Origin of the sequence: Paenibacillus ginsengihumi DSM 21568, assembly GCF_000380965.1 — a bacterium.
GTDB lineage: Bacteria > Bacillota > Bacilli > Paenibacillales > NBRC-103111 > Paenibacillus_G > Paenibacillus_G ginsengihumi.
The window spans coordinates 36,258-54,896 of the sequence record NZ_KB905552.1 but is presented as its reverse complement, the minus strand read 5'-3'; the positions used below and the strand labels follow the sequence as shown (position 1 = coordinate 54,896).

Annotated in this window: 17 protein-coding genes; 1 reads left to right on the top strand and 16 read right to left on the bottom strand. The window is 56.9% G+C overall.

The window, feature by feature from the left end:
• Positions 1–17: 17 nt before the first annotated feature.
• The 16 genes from F591_RS0104275 to F591_RS0104195 form a co-directional block, all read right to left on the bottom strand.
• Positions 18–446 carry a cupin domain-containing protein gene (locus F591_RS0104275; protein WP_019533351.1) on the bottom strand — a complete coding sequence of 143 codons (429 nt, stop codon included), beginning with the start codon at positions 444–446 and terminating at the stop codon, positions 18–20.
• A 25-nt stretch (positions 447–471) separates the two neighbouring features.
• Positions 472–1,542, bottom strand: a complete 1,071-nt coding sequence (atzD, locus tag F591_RS0104270; protein ID WP_019533350.1) for a cyanuric acid amidohydrolase — start codon at positions 1,540–1,542, stop codon at positions 472–474.
• Complete coding sequence (locus F591_RS0104265) at positions 1,539–2,291, bottom strand: ABC transporter permease (protein WP_019533349.1); 753 nt, start codon at positions 2,289–2,291, stop codon at positions 1,539–1,541. Before F591_RS0104265 ends, atzD begins: the two co-directional genes overlap by 4 nt.
• Positions 2,288–3,103: an ABC transporter ATP-binding protein gene (locus F591_RS0104260; protein WP_019533348.1), complete on the bottom strand. Its 816-nt coding sequence runs from the start codon at positions 3,101–3,103 to the stop codon at positions 2,288–2,290. The genes F591_RS0104265 and F591_RS0104260 overlap by 4 nt, the downstream gene beginning before the upstream one ends.
• 15 nt (positions 3,104–3,118) lie before the next feature.
• Positions 3,119–4,141, bottom strand: coding sequence for an ABC transporter substrate-binding protein (locus F591_RS0104255; RefSeq protein ID WP_019533347.1), 1,023 nt, complete (start codon positions 4,139–4,141; stop codon positions 3,119–3,121).
• 117 nt (positions 4,142–4,258) lie between these two features.
• Positions 4,259–4,957 (bottom strand): biuret amidohydrolase, encoded by a 699-nt coding sequence (biuH, locus tag F591_RS0104250; RefSeq protein WP_019533346.1) that lies wholly within the window; start codon positions 4,955–4,957, stop codon positions 4,259–4,261.
• A 347-nt stretch (positions 4,958–5,304) separates the two neighbouring features.
• Complete coding sequence (locus F591_RS0104245) at positions 5,305–6,615, bottom strand: ABC transporter substrate-binding protein (protein WP_019533345.1); 1,311 nt, start codon at positions 6,613–6,615, stop codon at positions 5,305–5,307.
• Positions 6,616–6,668: 53 nt separating this feature from the next.
• Entirely contained in the window at positions 6,669–7,493 is an 825-nt protein-coding gene (locus tag F591_RS0104240) for a carbohydrate ABC transporter permease (RefSeq protein ID WP_026326365.1), read from the bottom strand.
• Between the two features lie 81 nt (positions 7,494–7,574).
• Positions 7,575–8,453: a carbohydrate ABC transporter permease gene (locus tag F591_RS0104235; RefSeq protein ID WP_026326364.1), complete on the bottom strand. Its 879-nt coding sequence runs from the start codon at positions 8,451–8,453 to the stop codon at positions 7,575–7,577.
• Positions 8,446–9,498 carry an ABC transporter ATP-binding protein gene (locus F591_RS0104230; protein WP_019533342.1) on the bottom strand — a complete coding sequence of 351 codons (1,053 nt, stop codon included), beginning with the start codon at positions 9,496–9,498 and terminating at the stop codon, positions 8,446–8,448. Before F591_RS0104230 ends, F591_RS0104235 begins: the two co-directional genes overlap by 8 nt.
• A 386-nt stretch (positions 9,499–9,884) precedes the next feature.
• A complete protein-coding gene (locus F591_RS0104225; RefSeq protein WP_245580978.1) occupies positions 9,885–10,985 on the bottom strand; it encodes an alcohol dehydrogenase catalytic domain-containing protein in 1,101 nt (366 codons plus the stop codon).
• A 1,069-nt stretch (positions 10,986–12,054) separates the two neighbouring features.
• Positions 12,055–12,939, bottom strand: coding sequence for an agmatinase family protein (locus tag F591_RS0104215; RefSeq protein ID WP_019533339.1), 885 nt, complete (start codon positions 12,937–12,939; stop codon positions 12,055–12,057).
• Between the two features lie 12 nt (positions 12,940–12,951).
• Positions 12,952–13,743 carry an ABC transporter permease gene (locus F591_RS0104210; RefSeq protein ID WP_019533338.1) on the bottom strand — a complete coding sequence of 264 codons (792 nt, stop codon included), beginning with the start codon at positions 13,741–13,743 and terminating at the stop codon, positions 12,952–12,954.
• Positions 13,736–14,551: an ABC transporter permease gene (locus tag F591_RS0104205; protein WP_169445833.1), complete on the bottom strand. Its 816-nt coding sequence runs from the start codon at positions 14,549–14,551 to the stop codon at positions 13,736–13,738. The genes F591_RS0104210 and F591_RS0104205 overlap by 8 nt, the downstream gene beginning before the upstream one ends.
• 21 nt (positions 14,552–14,572) lie before the next feature.
• Positions 14,573–15,658: an ABC transporter ATP-binding protein gene (locus tag F591_RS27345; RefSeq protein ID WP_019533336.1), complete on the bottom strand. Its 1,086-nt coding sequence runs from the start codon at positions 15,656–15,658 to the stop codon at positions 14,573–14,575.
• Entirely contained in the window at positions 15,634–16,707 is a 1,074-nt protein-coding gene (locus F591_RS0104195) for an ABC transporter substrate-binding protein (RefSeq protein WP_019533335.1), read from the bottom strand. The genes F591_RS27345 and F591_RS0104195 overlap by 25 nt, the downstream gene beginning before the upstream one ends.
• Before the next feature lie 462 nt (positions 16,708–17,169).
• Here F591_RS0104195 and F591_RS0104190 point away from each other — a divergent pair, with 462 nt between their 5' ends.
• Positions 17,170–18,627: a circularly permuted type 2 ATP-grasp protein gene (locus F591_RS0104190; RefSeq protein ID WP_019533334.1), complete on the top strand. Its 1,458-nt coding sequence runs from the start codon at positions 17,170–17,172 to the stop codon at positions 18,625–18,627.
• Positions 18,628–18,639: the final 12 nt, after the last annotated feature.

The following is an 18,639-nucleotide window of genomic DNA, read 5'->3' as shown; positions in this document are numbered from 1 at the left end:
GGTCATGACCGCCTGTCTTATTTATTGGCCGTATACACGTCTTCCACCAGCACCGTCCCGAAAAAGGCGTTGCGCGGCGCGGCCGGCTCGACCGGCACGAAAATGCTGATCTGCTCGCTCGGCGTATCCCCGTCGTTCGCTACCGAATGAACGACGCCAGCCGGCACGTGGAACGTATCCCCCGCCTGATACGACTTCCATTCGCCGTTGCAGAGCAGCTTGACCCGACCGACCGTAATATGAATGATTTCCGCGACGTCATGGTAGTGGGGCACGACCTGCCCTCCGACGCCGATCTTTTCCCACAGCACCGAGCTCATCCGAATGCCCAGCGCATCCGCCTGTGCGGCGGACACAATCTCCCGGTGATACAGCTCGATATGGTTCGGCATCAAATCCCAATTCATCGATTCGCCGGTAAGCACTTCCGTTCTTTTCGTCATCATCTATCCATCCTCCGGTTCAAAATATTCATTGTCTGCGAAACACGGCCGCAACAGGCCCGCCGCCGGCAGGCCCCTGATGCTCGGCGCCGCCCGACACATAGATCATCGGATCGCCGCATACGTAAGCGAGCACGCCGCCGACCACCGCGCGGGCATGCCGCGTATGGTTAATATCCGAGTCGTTCAGCATCGTATGCCGCCGCTCTCGCACAAGCCCGGACGGAGCCGCCTCCGCCTTGGCCATCACCTGCACCAGCTCCGCGTCCGGATGCGCCTGCAGCATGCGCCGCAGGGCGTCGCCGTCGATCGCATCCTGCATGACGCCGTGATCGATGAAGTACGGCCCTTCCGCCTCCGCCGAATTGCCGAACACAATGATCTCGCAGCAGGACAGCTCGCTGCCGGCCGACGTCGACGCTACCGCGCTGTACAGCTCCCACGAATGGCAAATATCTTCCTCGGTCAGCGCGGCGGCATCGATCTCGCCGAGCGCCGCCGCTACGCCAAGCGCGGACGCCCCGCGGGAGAAGCCCATCGACTTGTACGTATCTTCCGTGACAACATGCTTCCCGCGCCGGACCGCTTCATGAATCGCGTCCGTCGTCAGCAGCGGGCACTTGATCTGCACGAAATGCACATCTTCCGGCCCTGCGATACCCGCTTCCTTCACGGCGCTGCGCACGGCCTCTGCCACCGCTTCCACCTGCGCCATCCGCCCGAGCTCCTCCGGGAGAAAATCCCGCGTGTGCGCCACGCCGATCGCCAGCGACTTCCCGCCTGAAGCGGCTGACGATGCCGCCCGCCCGCTCCCGCTGCGGCTGATTACCGTCAGATGCGGGCTGAGCACCCCTTCGGTGCCGCCGGACATGACGTAGGAGATGCCGGAAGCGGCATCGCCGATCCGCCGGGTGAAATAATCCCTTAACGCGTGTACCGCGTAGCCGCGGGTAAAATCGTTCACGCAGCCGTTCCCCTCCGTCTTTCCCATCACCGCAACGACATCCTCCGGCACGATCCGGCCGGCCTTCACATATTCGTCCAGCGCCTGTGTATCGCTTGGCGAGCCGGTCGGCACCCGTACAACAGCACATTTCACAGCTCATCCACCCTTTGCCAAAAAATGATTTTTTTCTCGAGCCAGGCAATCGACCAGAACAGCAGCAGGCCGCACGCGGCGGAAGCGAAAATGGCCGAGAACATGATCGGCGTATCCATATGATAGGAAGAAACGAGAACGACGTACCCGAGGCCCTTGTTCGCCCCGACAAATTCGCCGACGATCGCGCCGACAATCGCCAGCGAGCTGGAAATTTTCAGCGCGGACAGCACATACGGTAGACTCGTCGGCAGCCGCAGCTTCCAGAACATATCCCATTTGGTCCCTTTGTAGGTGGAGAACAGCTCCCAGGCCTCGTATTCGATCGCCTTCAGCCCCTTGACGCTGTTGACCAGAATCGGAAAAAAGCAGATCAGCATCGAAGCGATGATCTTCGACGAATAGCCCGTGCCAAGCCAGACGACGAGTAGCGGCGCCAGGGCGACGAGCGGCGTCGTCTTGAGGGCGATCGCTAGCGGGAACGCCCCCTTCTCGATCGGCTTCGAATGAACGAAGATGACCGCTGTGACAAGCCCGAGAATGTTGGCGATAACGAAGCCGGCCAGCGCTTCCAGCAGCGTCACCATCATATGCGAGCCGAGCGTCCCGTCGATCGCCGCCAGCACGGCTGTCGGCGCCGGAAGCAAATAAACCGGAATTTCAAACAGTCGAACCGCCAGCTCCCACAGCACGACGAAGGCAGCGGCAAAACCTAACGGATAAAGGGCGTTTTTCAGCGGTTCTTTCATTGATGCTTCACCATCTTTCTCAGCTCGTTCACCGTCTGATAGAAGCCCGGATGCTCCTCCATCCCGACCTCGCGCGGACGGGGAAGCGGAACGTCAACGATCTTCTCGACGCCCGCCGGCCTTGGGGACATCATCACGACCCGGTCCGACATCATGACCGACTCCTGGATCGAATGAGTCACCATGACGACAGAGCTCAGGCTGTTGTCCGGGCTTTCCCACAAGCGCAGCAGCTCGAAATTCAGCCTCTCCCTCGTAAACTCGTCGAGCGCGCCGAACGGCTCGTCCATCAGCAGCACCGTCGGGTCGGCGGCGAGGGCCCGCGCGATGGCGACCCTCTGCTGCATCCCCCCGCTCAGCTGGTGCGGAAAGTGATTGCGGAAATCCTGCAGGCCGACGAGCTGCAAGGCGGACTCGGCTTTGTCCCGGCGCTCCTCCTTCGGCATCTCCCGGTTCGGACCCATGCTCAGCGTCAGCTCGATATTTTGAATGGCGGAGAGCCACGGCATGAGCACCGGCTTCTGGAACACGATGCCGATGGAGGGCTTCCCGGACGGGAAGACCACTTCTCCGCCGGCGTTCGGCGCAAGCAGCTCCAACATGAGCCTAAGCGTCGTCGACTTGCCGCAGCCGCTCGGTCCGAGAATCGAGACGAATTCGTTCTTGTAAACATCGAGCGACACATTGCTCAGCACCTTCACGTCGCCGAAGGAAAGGGAGCACCCCTTCAGCGACAGAGCGATCTCCCGCTGGTCAGGACGCGCCGCGCCCCGGACTCTGCTTTCCTGCAAATCGTTCGTCGTGAATAACATCCGAATCGCTCCCTTCTATTCCAAAAACTCGTTCGTGAACACATCCTTCAGCGACTGCTCTTTCTTCAGAAACTTCAGATCGATCAAGCTCTTCTGCAGCGTCTCCCACGCCGCGGAATCCATCTTGCCGAGCGGCAAATTGTCCGGCTGCAGCAGCGGAACGCTCGCCTTCATCATATTGACCTCATGCTCAAGCTTCAGATTGTCGGCGTATTCCAGACCGTAAGACGCCGCTTCCTCCGGGTGCTCCAGCGCGTAAGCCCATCCTTTCATCGAGGCTTGCACGAAGCTTTTGACGAGCTCCGGATCTTTATCGATCAATTCCTGCTTCGTAAACAGCGTATCGGCATAGAAGTTGATTCCATAGTCGGCGGGCTTGATCAGGTTGACCTCATGACCGAGCTCCTCTACTGCCAGCACTTCGTTGATGACATAGCCAGGCCATGCCTTCACTTGTCCGCTGAGCAGCGGGCTCAGATCGTATTTCACCGGCATCTCGTCGATCTTCGAGCCGTCGACGCCGGCGCCGGCCACCATCGAGCGGAACGTCAGCTCCTCGTTGCCGCCGAGCTTGACGCCGACCCTCTGTCCAGCCAGATCCTCCATCGAGGCGATTCCCGATTCTTTGAGGCTGAACAGCACGAACGGCGTTTCCCGGTAGATGGTAGAAACGGCCGTTACCGGGACGCCCTTCTCGCGCGCCAGCAAAATTTGGTCCGCCCCGGTCACGCCGAAGTCTTCGCTGCCGGAGGCGACCATTTGCACCGACGGAAAGTCCGAGCCGCCCGGCCGAATTTCGACGTCCAATCCCGCATCCTTGTAATACCCTTGCTTCGCGGCGGCATAGAAGCCGGCGAACTGCGCCTGATGCACCCATTTCAAGCGGAGCACGACCTTCTTCAGCGGCTTGTCGCCGCCGGAATCGCCGTTCCCTGCGGCCTGTTCCCCTCCGGATGAGCCGCTCGTGCCGCAGGCCGAAAGCAGCACCAGCATGATAGCGAACAATAACAGTATGGATTTCCCGGCTCTTTTTCTCATTGCTCCCACTCCGTTCGTTTATGTTTAGTGAGACGCCTACGACGAATGAATGCTTCATCGTCGGGCGTCGCCTTCGGCTGTTGAGGATTCGCCAACGGTCATCGTCAAATTCTCAGGCTAGGTGCCGGGCGCAAACGATTCAAGCGCCTGAAGCACCTGCTGCGAGCTGCTGACGCAGCCGAATACGCCTCCCTGCATCGTCACCATTTTCAAAGCGGCCATATGGTTTCCTTCGTCCGTCGCCCCCGTGCAATCTTCCAGAATGAGGCATTCGTAGCCCCGATCATTGGCTTCGCGCATCGTGGTATGGACGCAAACGTCCGTCGTAATGCCGGTCAAAATCAGATGGGTGATGCCTCTGTTTTTCAGAATGAGGTCCAGATCGGTCGCGTAAAAGCTACCTTTGCCCGGCTTGTCGATGATCGGCTCGCCCGGGAGTGGCGCAAGCTCCTCGATGATTTCCCACCCCGGCTCGCCCCGGACGAGAATGCGGCCTGCCGGTCCGTTCGAGCCGATCTCCGCCCCGGCCTGCTTGCTTCGCCACCGCTTGTTCGCCGGCAGGTCGGACAAGTCGGGTTTGTGCCCCTCCCTCGTATGAATGACCGTGAACCCGTCGATTTGCCTGACCCGCTGCAGCAGGGCCTGAATCGGCCGAATCGCCCTTCGAGTCAGCGAAATATTGTAGCCCATCTGCGCCACATATCCCCCGCTCCCGCAAAAATCCGTCTGCATGTCAATAATGAGCAGCGCCGTCCTGCGGGGATCGAGATTCCCGTCGTACGGCCAGCGGTACGGTACCGCTTCGATTTGAACCATGACGCTTGTCCCCTTTCGCCATCAATTATGTCATTTAACCTAACATAAATGGAGATTTAATTTTGTTATGTGTCACATTATATTACAATAAAACAAGATTGTCTTTGTATTTTTTATAAATAGAAGACTGTTTTTATTGGAATTTTCACAACTTCGAAATTTTATGTTATGTTTTATTACAAATCATCATTGGAAAGCGGCGTTTTTTGCTATAGATTCACATTACCGGAATCCAAAAATACAAGCAGCATCAACGACAAGCCGCTCGATTTGCACGAAAACGGCAAAGCAAAGAGCCCCCCTGCTTAGGGAAGGCTCTTTTTTCCGCTATCGCGGCCACTAGCATATTACTGCTTGAGAAGGCGTTCCGCCTCTTTCTTGAACGTGTCCAGCGTCGACTCGATATTGCTGTTATCGTACATGATCGCCTGAATCGCTTTGAAAAATTCCTGCATCACCTGCGGCCAGGCGACATGCTTGTTCGTGTCGACGGCATACTCCAGCTGATCGTAGGCTACCTTGCGGTTCGGCTCCTTCGTCCACAGCTCCTTCATCGGCGCGGATTCTACCATCGCCTTCGTAAACGGCAAATAGCCGGAATCCAGAATAAACTGCTGGCCGCCCTTCGGGTCCGTCATCATCCAGCGAACGAATTCCCACGCCGCCTCCTTGCTGCCGGAATTGGCCAGCATGGCGATGTTGGCGCCGCCGGTCGGCGTCGCATAGACCTGGTCCATCGGCAGATACGCTGTCACATAGTCGAAGTTGACGCTGCTTGCCAAGCCGCCGATCACGCCCGTCGACTGGAACATCATGCCAATCTTGCCGCTGGTGAACATCTGGTTGACGATATTGCCGGAGTCTTGCGCCGGCGGGTAATAGAGCGCTCCCGAATTTTGCAGGTCTTTCAGGAACTTGAACACCTTGACGCCTTCTCCGCCCGCGAACCCGATCGAGGTGCCTTCGTCGTTGAAAAACTTGCCCTTCGCCTGGCTGATCATCGCAATCGGGTACCACGTATCGTATGGCATGCTGAAGCCGTACCGTTTGAACTCGCCGTTCTCTTTCACCACCAGCGCCTCAGCCGTCTTCTTCAGCTCGTCCCATGTCTTGGGAATGGCCAGGCCCTGCTCATCCAACATCGTCTTGTTAATGTGCAGGATCGGCGTGGAACGGTTGAATGGCAGGGAAACGAGCTTGCCGTCAAAAACCGAGTGGCCCATCAGTCCAGCCGCAAAATCGTCCTGGCTCATATTGGACTGCTTCATATAAGGCGTCATATCTTCCAGCACTTCCGCATCCGCGAACATCTGGACGTAAGCCCGCTCGAGCATCGTGATATCGGGCCCTTTCTTGGCCGCGATCGCCTGCTGCAGCTTGGTCACCGTCTCGTCGTAAGAGCCCTGGAACTCGCCGACGACCTCGATCTTGTCCTGCGATTCGTTGAACCGCTGAATCATCGAGCTGATATATTCCCCGTTTTTGCCTCCCAGGGAATGCCAGAACAGCACTTTCGTCTTGCCCGATTGCCCCGAGGCCGACGGCTGGCTGCCGCTTTGCGAGGCGCTTCCCTGCTGCGATTCGCCCCCGGAACAGCCGGCCAACAGACCGGGAACAAGGGCGGCAGTGAGCATCATGGATGTAAGCTTCTTTTTCATGGAACCATCCTCCGTTTATGTTTGGTTTGCGCGGGCCGGCTGGCCGCATGGCTTTACTTGATGCCCGAGTACACGAACGCTTTGACGATTTGCCTGGAGGCAAACAGATAGACGATCAGAATCGGAACGACCAGCACGACGTTGCCGGCCATGATGATGTGCCAGTTGCTGATTCCTTCCGTCTCCCGAAGCATTGCGATGCCCATCGTCAGCGGCCGGACGGCGGCCGAGTCGGTCATGACGAGCGGCCAGAAATAATCGTTCCAATGGCTGACGAAGCTGAACAGGGCGATCGTGGCCAGCGCCGGCATCGACATCGGGATCATGATTTGGCGCATAATCTTGAATTCGCTGGCGTTGTCCAGGCGAGCCGACTCGATAATCTCCTGGGGAATCTGCATAAAATATTGCCGCAGCAGGAAGATGCCGAAGGCGTTGGACATGAACGGAATGATTTGCGGCCACAGCGATTGAATCAGCCCCCAGTCCGCCAGCATCAGATAGACCGGGATGAACGTCACCTGACCGGGAATCATGAACGCCAGCAGCACCATGGAGAACAGCAGCTTTTGGCCGGCAAACTTGTACTTCGCAAATGCGTAGGCGGCCGGGATCATCACCGCCATTTGCAGGACGATGATCGAGACGGTGACAATGACGGAATTTTTGGCATAGGTCACGAAAGGACCGGCGCTCATCGCCTCCGCAAAGTTGATCCACTGCGGAACGACGGGCAACCACGTCGGCGGGAAAGTCATCGTCTCCTCGAACGTTTGCAGCGACGTGGAAATCATCCATAAGAACGGGAAAACGAACAGTGCGAGGACGATGACCTTCAGCGCATAATTCAGAGTCCGCCGGACCGCACCGAATGCCATTCCCTCTCTCACCGCTTCCGTTTTCTTCACCTGCGGCGCAAGCATCAGACAGACACCTCCTTGTCATCATTGCTCAACAGCTTATTGATAATGGATTTTTTGAGACAGCAGCCGGAAATAGACGAAGGTCAGCAATGCGATGATCGCCATCAGGACAACGCCGGTCGCGGATGCGTAGCCGATGCTGTTCGTCCGGAATTCGTAAATGTAATACACGAGCGTCGTCGTCGAGCCGTTCGGGCCGCCGCCCGTCATCATTTTGACCGTATCGAATACCTTGAAGGAGCCGATCGTCATAATGATCAGGATGAAGAACAGCTGAGGCGAGATCAGCGGCAGCGTGATCTTGGTGAACACCTTGAACTTGCTGGCATTGTCGAGCGCGGCGGCCTCGTAAATGGTCGGCGGGATGCTCTTCAGCGCGGCGACAATGATCAGGGCGTAATACCCGACGTTCTGCCATACCGAGACCATGATGACAGACATCAGCGAGGTGCTTGAGCTTTGCAGCCAAGGCAAGCCGGGCAGCCCTACCGTCTTCAGCACGAAATTGAACAAGCCGTAATTCGGCTCCATCAGCCACATCCAGACGAGAGCGATCGAGACGATCGAGATGATGTGCGGCGTGAAAATGCCAGCCTGCACGATGGCGTTGATGCGGGTGTTTTTGCTCAGCCATACGGCGATCAGCAGCGACAGCGCCATTGTCAGAACGACGACGCCGACCGTGTAGATAACCGTGATGGAGAGCGCGTTATAGAAATCGTCCCGCGAGAAAATTTCCTTGAAATTGTTGAGGCCGACGAATTTGCTTTTGTCCTTGTTGAGCAGATTGTACTGATACAGGCTAAGCTTGACCAAGTAAAAAATCGGATACATGACGAACAGGATTATGCCCGTCATCGCCGGCAAAATCATGACATAGGGACGGACAGCTGGCCAAATAGACCGTTTAAACATAGACATTCCCTCGCAGCGCCCTCAAGTAATCGTCGACGCGCCGATCGCTCGGAGCGATGCGGCTGCCGTCCTCCCCGAAGAAGAACAGCTTGTCTGAATCGACGGAAAGGTACACTTCCCGATCGGCCGTGAACAAGTCTTCGGTGCATTTGATCATGAAAGCATGCGGTCCGGTCTTCACCTGATAAATCGTCTCGGAGCCGAGCATTTCCCGGGTCACGATCGTCCCCTTGACGCAATAATGCGCACCTGTCCGCTCGTCCGATAGGACGCCGCTCTCCGGCCGGAATCCGAAGCTTACGCCGTCTGTCCCGAGCTTCCCGATATTCATCGGAGGCACGCCGATAAACTGCGCGGCGAACAAATTGCTCGGCTGGCGGTATATCGTCTCCGGCGCGGCTTCCTGCTGGATGCGGCCTTCGTTCATGAGCACGATCGTATCCGCCATCGACATCGCCTCCACCTGATCGTGCGTGACGTACACGAACGTCGTGCCCAACTGCTTGTGCAGCTCGATCAGCTCGATGCGCATCTGCACCCGCAGTTTGGCATCCAGGTTGGACAGCGGTTCGTCCATCAGAAAGACGGACGGCTTCTTGACCATCGCCCTGGCCAGCGCCACTCGCTGCCGCTGCCCACCGGACAGCGTCGACGGCTTGCGGTCGAGGTAAGGACGCAGGCCTACAGTCTCGCTGATGCTCTCCACCAGGCGGGTGCGTTCCTCCTTCGGCACCTTGTTGTTTTTGAGGCCGAACTCGATGTTTTCCCGCACGGACATCGTCGGATAAATCGCGTAGTTCTGAAACACCATCGCCACGCCTCGTTGGCCTGGAGGAATGGAGGTGACATCCTTGCCGTCGATCAGCACCGAGCCCGACGTCTGGCGGTCCAGCCCCGCGATCATGCGCAGCAGCGTCGTCTTGCCGCAGCCCGAAGGACCGACCAGCACCGTAAACTTCCCGTCCTCGATGCGCAAATTCATGTCCTGAATAATGACGTTTTTATCAAAAGCTTGCGTGACGTTCACAAATTCGATGGATGCCAAAGGGTCTCTCCTCCCGTCGTCGTTGATTCTTTTTGTTTATTTTTGCCAAATTGGAGAAATGATTCGGCTCATAAATGCTCATTTGTGCACGAAGCTATTGTATAGATTCAATGTAATCGAAATGTTATGCGCATATTAATTGTTTGTAAAACAATGGTTGCGCTTTCAAATTTGCTTCGGAATAAACGGCTTCGTCGTCTTTAGTTATCGAACGATGTGCCGTTTATCAAGGTCTTGCCAAGCATATGAGCCATAGCGATATAAATTCGATGTGACCGGAGATGCGGAGGTAGGCTGTGCTTGCCGATCGGGCTCCATCCTCCGCTGGAAACCGGTTATATGTCATTTCATGATTCATGCCGAATGGCTTCGTCTTTTTCGCTTGCTTACCAATGGAATTCGAGGTACGTTTTTTTCCAGTCGCGATGAGCCAATGCCGCTTCAAGCGCGACGGCTAGGTCGTCCGCCTTGTTTACCGCGATATAAGCGTCGGGCACGAGCCGGCGCAGCGTATGCTGGCAATCAGCCTGCTCCATCACCTTCAGCACTTCGCGAAAATCGCTGTCCGAGCTGCGGCTGCTGCCGTACAGAGTGATCCCCTTCTCCAGCACATCGCGCGTATTGAGCGGAACAAGCTCCTCGCTTACCCCCATGGCAATCAGATGACCGCCGTACTTCAGCAGATCGATCCCTTGATTCAGGGCGCTTTCGCTGAACCGACCTCCCGTACATTCCACGACGATATCGGCCCTCTCGCCGGAGAGAAAGTCGTAGCTCTGCACCATCTCGGTTCTGGCAAACGCGAACTGGTCCAGCTTCTCGCGAATGGCGCCGAATACGGTCAGGCGATCGGACGACACCCCGAAGGCGTGATGGAGCATCGCCGCCGTCAAATAGCCTACCGGCCCGTCGCCGAACACGGCGACCCGAGCATGCGTTAGCTTATCAGCGACCGGCCGCAGCGCCCGATACGAGACGCTGCACAGTTCCGCCAGCACAGCGATGTCGTCCGGGATGGCATCCGGGATCGGGATAGCGCATTTCTCCGGAAGGACGAGCCGGCTCTGAGCGATCCCGTCCGTGCCGCTTCCGAGGAATCGGCCGCGGGAGCAGTAATTGTCCGGAATGTCCCCTCTGCAGGCGGGACAGCACTGCTCAGGCGGCACATCGTTCAGCAAATAGCCCGGCAGGTTAGGCACGATAACCACTCGCTGCCCTTTCGCCAAAGCGGCCGAATGGCCTCCGGTCACGGTTCCAATGCCTTCGTGAAGCAGGGCCATCGGCAGCTTCCTGGCGAGCACCTCCGGTCTCCGCTGGCCTCCGAAGTAACGCAGATCGGCATGGCATATGCTGGCCAGCGTCGGCTCAACGACGACAAACCCCCGGGGAACCTCCCTTTCGATCGTCTGCTCTTGTACGACATGAGGTTCAATCAGACGCATCGTGCGCGAATATACTTGTTCTGTTTCCGTTAGCGTGGTACTCACCAACAGAACACCTCCGTTTTCAGGGATAAATATATATGAACTCCAGACCGCGCGTGACGGCCGAAGAGCTTCGCCGGGGCTGCTTAACACCGGAATCGGCGGTTCGTTCGCGCACGTATGCGCGGTTATACACTCATATCAATCGGAATTATGTTCATTTGCGATCATTTTAACACGCGTTTTTGCGCATTACAATACATTTTTGCGCGAAAGTTTGCAAATAAAAAAACCGCTCAATGACTTGGTCAAAGTCACAAGCGGTTTCGCGTTTGGTCGGCCGTTCTCAGTTAAGCCTCATCAAGATTTCGTGTTGCTTTTCTTGTTCTTAAGAATCCCGTAGATTGCGTATGCAAGAAAAGCGAAGCTTACGGTAAGTCTTTTTATAAGTTGCCACATTATTTCGTCGTAATCCGGCCCGTTTCCAACCGGACCGACTCCGGGATTCGCTTTCGCATATGCACTCAAACATGCAGAAAGGATCATTCCCAATGCACCTACGAGCATGATGTAGAAACGAACCATAACACCCCTCCCTTTCCTACTATTTACATATATTAATTCAGCAAAGCATGTTTTTCCACAAAATTTCTGACTCAGAACCGCAATCAGTGCTTGGTAACATATACCGTGGGCTATTATGAAAATGGACCTTCTAGATCACAATATAATCTCTAACGCTTATGTTAGATGCTATTTTGATGAATCGCATGTATTTAAAATTGTAACGAAGCTGAGAAACGTTATTTTGCCGGAAACCCTGAATTTGATCGCCAAAAATGCAGATTAAGGTTTCTCATAAGCGTTAAAAAACCAAATCAGGCATTTCGAGACGAATAAGCTTTGTGACAAGCGTTAGCCCAGCAAAGCAAACTTCGAAGGCTAGCGAGCATAAAAAACACCGATTCGCACAGAATCGGTGTTCATTTAAAGTTTGTTATTTAATTTATGGCGCTTTGCGCGGAACACACCTCGCACCGAAGGCGAGGATACAGTCGGGGCGCTTGTGCGCGGTGCCGCGGCCTACCGGCCTACCCGGCCCAGCTTGAGCCAGTCGCCGCTGTCACCCGCGTTATCCCCGCGCTCTGACCGTCAGACAGTCGAACAGCACACGGGCCGCCATGCTGCTCGTAATGTTCTGCGGGTCGTACAGCGGGTTGACCTCCGCGATATCCATGGCGTGAATATGCGGGTACAATTCGTCCAGAATCGCGAAGCATTGCACCGGCGTCAGTCCGCCCGGCTCGTTCGCGCCGGAGCCCGGAGCGAACGCCGGATCGAGCACGTCGATGTCGAATGTCAGATAGATCTTGTCCACGCCCTTGCAGGCGTCGAGCGCGCGGCGGACGACTTCTCCCGCGGTCATCCCGTGCACCTCGCGAGCGGTCAACTGCACAATGCCGGTTTCCTGCAAATATTGGCCGTACCACGGATAGTTGTAGCTTCGAACGCCAATCTGGACGATATGCTCCGGCTGGACGCGGGGCAGCTCGAGCGCCCGGCGCATTTGGCTGCTTTGCGAAAACTTGCCCTGCACGGGCGAATCGTCAACGAGATCGAGATGGGCATCGAACTGGATAATGCCGATTTTGCCTTCCGTCCGGTCATGCAGCGCCTTGATCCCCGGATACGAGATCGAATGATCGCCGCCGAGAATGAACGGAAAGTCGCCGCGGTCCAGCACTTCGCCGATTTTCCGCTCGGCGCCTGCGAATGTCGCCTCCGTGCTGTAAGCCACGATATCGATGTCGCCGCAGTCGATCACTTGCGTGTCGCTGAGATCGATCAGCTCGCGCTTCTCGACATTGTATACTTTGCCGTCCTGAATCCGGTTGATCAGCCACTGCGCGTTCTCGCGAATCGCCTTGGGGGCGTACCGCGCGCCGGGCCTGCCGAGCGAGGCGCCGCCGTCCCATGGAAATCCGATGATGCCGAAGTTTTGTTTGCTCACTTCCATGCGCTTCCTTTCTTACATTTCCAAATATTTGTGAATGGCGAATTTCTTCTCGAGTACAAAAATGACGATGAACGAAAGCATGATCGTCAGTCCTGCCAGCGCCGTCACGACCGGATTGATGTCCAGCGAGACGAGCTGGTATATCCGCACCGGCAGCGTGATCGTATTCGCCTGGATCAAAAAGCTGGTGACCGTATACTCGTCGATCGAGACGAGAAACGCGAGCAGACCGCCGGAGATCATCGCCGGTACGAGCTGCGGCAGCACAACCGTCCGGAACGCGTAGCCTTCCTTCGCACCGTGCACGATCGCCGCCTCTTCCAGCACCGGGTCGAGCTGGCGCAGCGAAGCGGTCGCGATTCGGATCACGTACGGGCAGATCACGACGGAATGCGCTAAGGCGATGCTCACCGGCGAGCCGACGATGCCCATCGGCACGAAAATAATCAAAAACCCGATCCCTGTTGTGACGAGCGGCACGATCAGCGGGCCGAGGAAGAACGATTCGAGCATGCCCTTGAACGGAATGCCGCCGCGCGCGATGCCGACGGCCGCCAATACCCCGACCAGCACGGCGATCACGGTCGATGCCGCGCCGATGCCCAGGCTGAGCCCGATCGAAGACATGATGCGGTCGTCCGCAAACAGCTGGCCGTACCGTTCCAGGGAGAAGCCGCTCGGCGGGAACTGGAACATTCCCGAGGAACCGAACGAGACCGGCACAATGACGAGCATCGGACCTAATATGAACAGCAGCAGCAGCGCGATCGCCAGATAGCCTGCCGCGCGGAGAGCGCTACGCATGGTGCCCCCTCCTCTCCAGAACGCCCATCAGGACGAGCACGATGACGACGATCGCCAGCAGCACGATGGACAACGCCGAACCGAGCCCGAAATTCCCGATCGTAATCGTGGCGTCGTAGGCCATATTGGACAGCAGGTTCGTCTTCGGGCCGCCGAGCATGAGCGGAACGAGGAACGTATTGGCCGCCAGCGCGAAGGCGATCGACCCGCCGGCGAATACGCCCGGCAGCGACAGCGGGAACGTCACGCGCCAAAATGTCCGCGCGGACGACGCCCCGAGCATCATCGACGCTTCGAGCAGAGACGGGTTCAGCTTTTTCAGCGAGGTATAAATATTCAGCACGACGAACGGCAGCACGTAGTGGACGATGCCGACGATCACCGAGAAATTCGAGAACAGCAGCGACACCTCCTGGCTGAAGCGAAGCGCCCTGGAGACCGCGGCGACCGGCCCGTCGTTGCTGAGAATAATCAGCCAGCCGTACAGCCGGACCGTCAGGCTCATGAACATCGGCGAAATGATCAGCATCAGCCAAATGCCCTGCGAGCTCGGGCGCCGCGAAGCGATGAACCAGGCCAGCGCATAGCCGAGCACGAGCGAGATGACCGTGCTGACCGCGGCGATCCCCATGGTCCGCCCGAGCACCTTCATGTAGACGGCGGAAGAGAACACTTTCTCGTACTGCTCGAGCGAGAACGATCCCCCGGACTTCAGGCTCGTCGTCAGCACGTTCAAGAGCGGATAAAGAAACAAGGCCGCCATATACGCTATGGCGATCCATCCAAGCACACTATAAAATCGTTTCATTCTCGGCATCAAGCTCACCTACTATTCCTGAAAAAAAGCGATCGAATCCGGGATGAAACGAACCCGAACCTTCGCCCCTTCGGCCGGCAGCGGCTGGACAAGCCGCGGCACGACGGCCGATATATCGTCCGACGGGTACCCTTCCAGCTTGAGCCGGTATTCTGTCACGCCGCCGTAGTAGCGGCTGTCGACCACCGTCGCCTCCGCCGTATCGCCGGACACGCTATCCTCGGCGACCTGCACCGCGTTCGGCCTCATCAGCACGACGCCCCGGTCGCCGGGCTTGCCGCCGCTCGCGACATGCCCGACGGGCACTGCGACCGGTCCGATCTGTGCCCTGCCCTTCTCGCTCAACTGCGCACCCTCGAGCCGGTTCGTATAGCCGAAGAAATCGGCGACGAACGGCGTTGCCGGACGGATAATAATCTCCTCCGGCGAGCCGAACTGCTCGATATGGCCTTTGTTCAGCACGGCGATCTTGTCCGCGAGATACAGCGCTTCGTTCTGGTCGTGCGTAACGAAGACGGCGGTGAAGCCAAGCGTGCGGTGAAGCTCGCGGATCTCCTTGAGCATCAGCTCCTTGAGGCGGGCGTCCAGGTTGGACAGCGGCTCATCGAACAGCATCAGCACCGGCTCCACGGCAAGCGCCCGGGCCAGGCTGACCCGCTGCTGCTGGCCGCCGGAGAGCGCCTTCGGCTTGCGCTTCGCCAAATGCCCGAGATCGACCAGCTTCAAGTACTTCTCGACCTTCTCCTTGATCACCGCCGGCTTCTCGCCGCGCGCCTTCAGGCCGTAGGCGACGTTGTCCCACACGGTCATATGCGGGAACAAAGCGTACTGCTGAAAAACCATGCCGAAATTCCGCTTGTTCGCGGGTACGGAGACGATATCCTTCCCGTCCAGCAGCATCCGTCCTCCGTCCGGCTGGACGAGGCCGGCGATCATCCGCAGCAGCGTCGTCTTCCCCGAACCGCTCGGTCCAAGCAAGCAAAGGAATTGGCCTTCGGCCAATTCCAGATCGATGCTCTCCACGACGACGTTGTCCTGGTAGACTTTTTTAATTTGCTGGAGACTTAAACCTTTTACTGCATCGTTGCCTCTGTCCATTGGGTCAGCCAATCCTCTCTCATTGGTAGCAGCGAGTTCCAATCCGGGGTCAGCAGGCGATCCAGGCTTTCCTTTCCGTATACGACTTTCGTCTTCAGTTCTTCCGGCAGCTCGACCGTCTGGTTGGTCGGGCCATAGAACAATTCTTGGGCGAAGCCTTTCTGCGCCTCCGGCGTCAGACTGAAATCGATCAACTTTTGGGCGAGCTCCTGATTTTTGCTGTTCTTGAGGACGCCCAGCCCGCTGCGGATCAGAACGCCGCCTTCCTGCGGGATGACGAAATCGACGCTTTTGCCGGCTTCCTTGAGCGCCATGGCCCGTCCGTCAAACCAAGCCGCCATCGTAATTTCGCCGGTGCCAAACAGCGATTCCGGTGCCGAGAACGACGAATAGTATTGCGCCACCGAAGGAGTGATTTTCTTGAACGCGTCCCAGACCGGGGCCATGTTGTCATCGCTGGCGTTCACCGCCTTGGCGGTCAGCAAAATATCCGGGATCCACTGGCTCATCATCGCCACTTTGCCCTTCACTTCCGGCTTCCACAGATCGTTCCACGACGCCGGCTTGTCCACCTTCTCCGGGTTGTAAGCAATGCCCCAGGAGCCGAACACGTTCGTCAGGCCGTACGTTTCGTTGTCGGAGCCCTTCAGAAACGCCTGCTCATAGAGGTTGTCCCAATGGGTGAACGATTCTTTCTTCAGCGGCTGCAGCAGCTGCTTGTTGCCCGCTTCAATAAGATCGAAGTCGTCCAGCTGCACGATATCGATCGAGTCGCCGCCGCCCTGCGACAGCTTCGCGATGCCGGTATAAGGCGCCAGCGTTACTTTTACGCCGGGATTGGCCGCCTCGAACGGCTGCACGACATATTTATTGAACACTTCGTCATATTTGCCGCCAAACGATGTTACCACAAGCTTCGCGCTGTCCGATCCGCCTGACGCTCCCGATCCGGAGCCGGAACCGGCGCCGCCGCAGCCCGCAATCACTAAGATAAACGCTAAAACACTCGATAATATTGCCGTATGCTTCTTCTTGCCGCCTGCCCGCACCTTGCTGTTTCCTCCTCGCGAAATGCACATTTATTCTTTTTGCTGCATATTCATTAGCACTTATACCAGACTAAAGTATATGAAATGCATTGTCAATAATAGCGCAGCGAGAAAAGTCACAGTTTTGCGTATTAAATATCATGTATTTCAGGTAATTTATGTAAAACCATCCGATCACCTGCCCCGCCGCCGCTCCCGAATCGACGACGCAGCATACCTGCCGTGATTCAACAAAACGAACGTTCGTGTTTGTTGAGAATCTTTTCCTTATATATGTAGTCGGCTCGTCTCTCGCATCCCGCTGATTTTATGCAAAGCAGGAGCGCGTCCATCTATGTTAATTAAGTTGACAAAAAATTCTGATTTTAGTATGATTATGTACAAAACAAGAACATTAGGTCACATTAATGTCATGAATGTTAACATTTTATGCTTTTGGAGCAGCTGAAGGAGGCGGCTTCCATGTCTACGGCCAGACCGTCGCGATCGCATTATTACGATTCCCGATCCTTCTATGACGAGATGTTCGACAAGGACTTCTCCGTTCGACCGCATTACGATGCGGTTCACCGATTTTTCGCCAGGATGAAGCCTACGGAGCTGCTGGCGCGCGAGCACGCGCTCAACCAGCGGATGATGGAGGAAGGCATTACGTTTACGCTGTACAGCCCGAATCAGAGCGAGCCGCTCGAAAGAACGATTCCCTTCGATTATATTCCCCGCATCATCCCGAAGCATGAATGGGAGACGATCGAGCGCGGCATCGCGCAGCGGGTGAAAGCTCTCAACGCATTCATTCACGATATTTATCATGGCCAGCAGATCGTATCCGCAGGCATCATCCCCCGCAGCATGATCGTATCGAACACGTACTTCCGGCCGGAGATGGCAGGAATCGACGTCCCCGGGGGCGCCTACATCACTGCATCCGGCATCGATATTATCCGCGACGAGAAGGGACGCTATTATTTGCTCGAGGACAATTTGCGGTCGCCGTCCGGGTTTTCCTACGTATTCAAAGGCCGCACGCTGATGAGTGAAATTTTCCACGATTTGTTCCCTTCATCTATGGTACAGAGCATCGAACGCAGCCTGAACTGCTTTTTGACTTCGCTCCGCACGCTTGCGCCAAACGGCAAGCGCGATCCGTTCATCGTCCTGCTGACGCCGGGCGTCTACAACTCCGCTTATTACGAGCACGCCTTTCTGGCGCAGCAGCTCGGCATTCATTTGGTGGAAGGACGCGATCTCGTCTATAAGGATCATAAAATTTATTTGCGCGATTTGCGCGGCTTGCGCCAGGTGGACGTCATCTATCGCCGCATCGACGACGACTTCCTGGACCCGCTGTCCTTTCATCCCGATTCGCTGCTGGGCGTGCCCGGCCTGATGAACGCATACCGCGCGGGCAACGTAGCGATCGCCAACGCCCCCGGCACGGGCGTCGCCGACGACAAGGCTGTATATGCCTACGTCCCGGATATGATTCGTTTTTACTTGGGGGAAGAACCGATTCTGCACAACGTGCCGACGTATATTTTGACCCGCAAGGAAGAGAGAGAATACGCGCTGGAGCATCTGCATCAGCTGGTGGTGAAGGAGACGTCCCTCTCCGGCGGCTACGGCATGCTGATCGGACCGGCCGCCACGGCCAAGGAAATTGCCCAGTTCGCCGACGCGATCCGCAAGGCCCCGGGCCGGTACATCGCTCAGACGACTATGCAGCTGTCGCGCGCCCCGGTCATGCTTGGCGGCGAGATGTCGCCCCGCCATATCGATCTTCGCGCTTTTGCCCTGATGGGCAAAGACATTCATGTCATCGCCGGCGGGCTGACGAGAGTGGCGATGCAGGAAGGCTCGCTCGTCGTCAATTCGTCGCAGGGCGGAGGCGTCAAAGATACCTGGGTGCTGAATCGATAGAACGCGAAGGGA

Coding starts and splice junctions, on each gene's coding strand:
- F591_RS0104275 (WP_019533351.1), bottom strand. CDS start 446: ATGATGACGAAAAGAACGGAAGTGCTTACCGGCGAATCGATGAATTGG.
- F591_RS0104265 (WP_019533349.1), bottom strand. CDS start 2,291: ATGAAAGAACCGCTGAAAAACGCCCTTTATCCGTTAGGTTTTGCCGCT.
- F591_RS0104260 (WP_019533348.1), bottom strand. CDS start 3,103: ATGTTATTCACGACGAACGATTTGCAGGAAAGCAGAGTCCGGGGCGCG.
- F591_RS0104255 (WP_019533347.1), bottom strand. CDS start 4,141: ATGAGAAAAAGAGCCGGGAAATCCATACTGTTATTGTTCGCTATCATG.
- biuH (WP_019533346.1), bottom strand. CDS start 4,957: ATGGTTCAAATCGAAGCGGTACCGTACCGCTGGCCGTACGACGGGAAT.
- F591_RS0104245 (WP_019533345.1), bottom strand. CDS start 6,615: ATGAAAAAGAAGCTTACATCCATGATGCTCACTGCCGCCCTTGTTCCC.
- F591_RS0104240 (WP_026326365.1), bottom strand. CDS start 7,493: ATGGCATTCGGTGCGGTCCGGCGGACTCTGAATTATGCGCTGAAGGTC.
- F591_RS0104235 (WP_026326364.1), bottom strand. CDS start 8,453: ATGTTTAAACGGTCTATTTGGCCAGCTGTCCGTCCCTATGTCATGATT.
- F591_RS0104215 (WP_019533339.1), bottom strand. CDS start 12,939: ATGGAAGTGAGCAAACAAAACTTCGGCATCATCGGATTTCCATGGGAC.
- F591_RS0104210 (WP_019533338.1), bottom strand. CDS start 13,743: ATGCGTAGCGCTCTCCGCGCGGCAGGCTATCTGGCGATCGCGCTGCTG.
- F591_RS0104205 (WP_169445833.1), bottom strand. CDS start 14,551: ATGAAACGATTTTATAGTGTGCTTGGATGGATCGCCATAGCGTATATG.
- F591_RS27345 (WP_019533336.1), bottom strand. CDS start 15,658: ATGGACAGAGGCAACGATGCAGTAAAAGGTTTAAGTCTCCAGCAAATT.
- F591_RS0104190 (WP_019533334.1), top strand. CDS start 17,170: ATGTCTACGGCCAGACCGTCGCGATCGCATTATTACGATTCCCGATCC.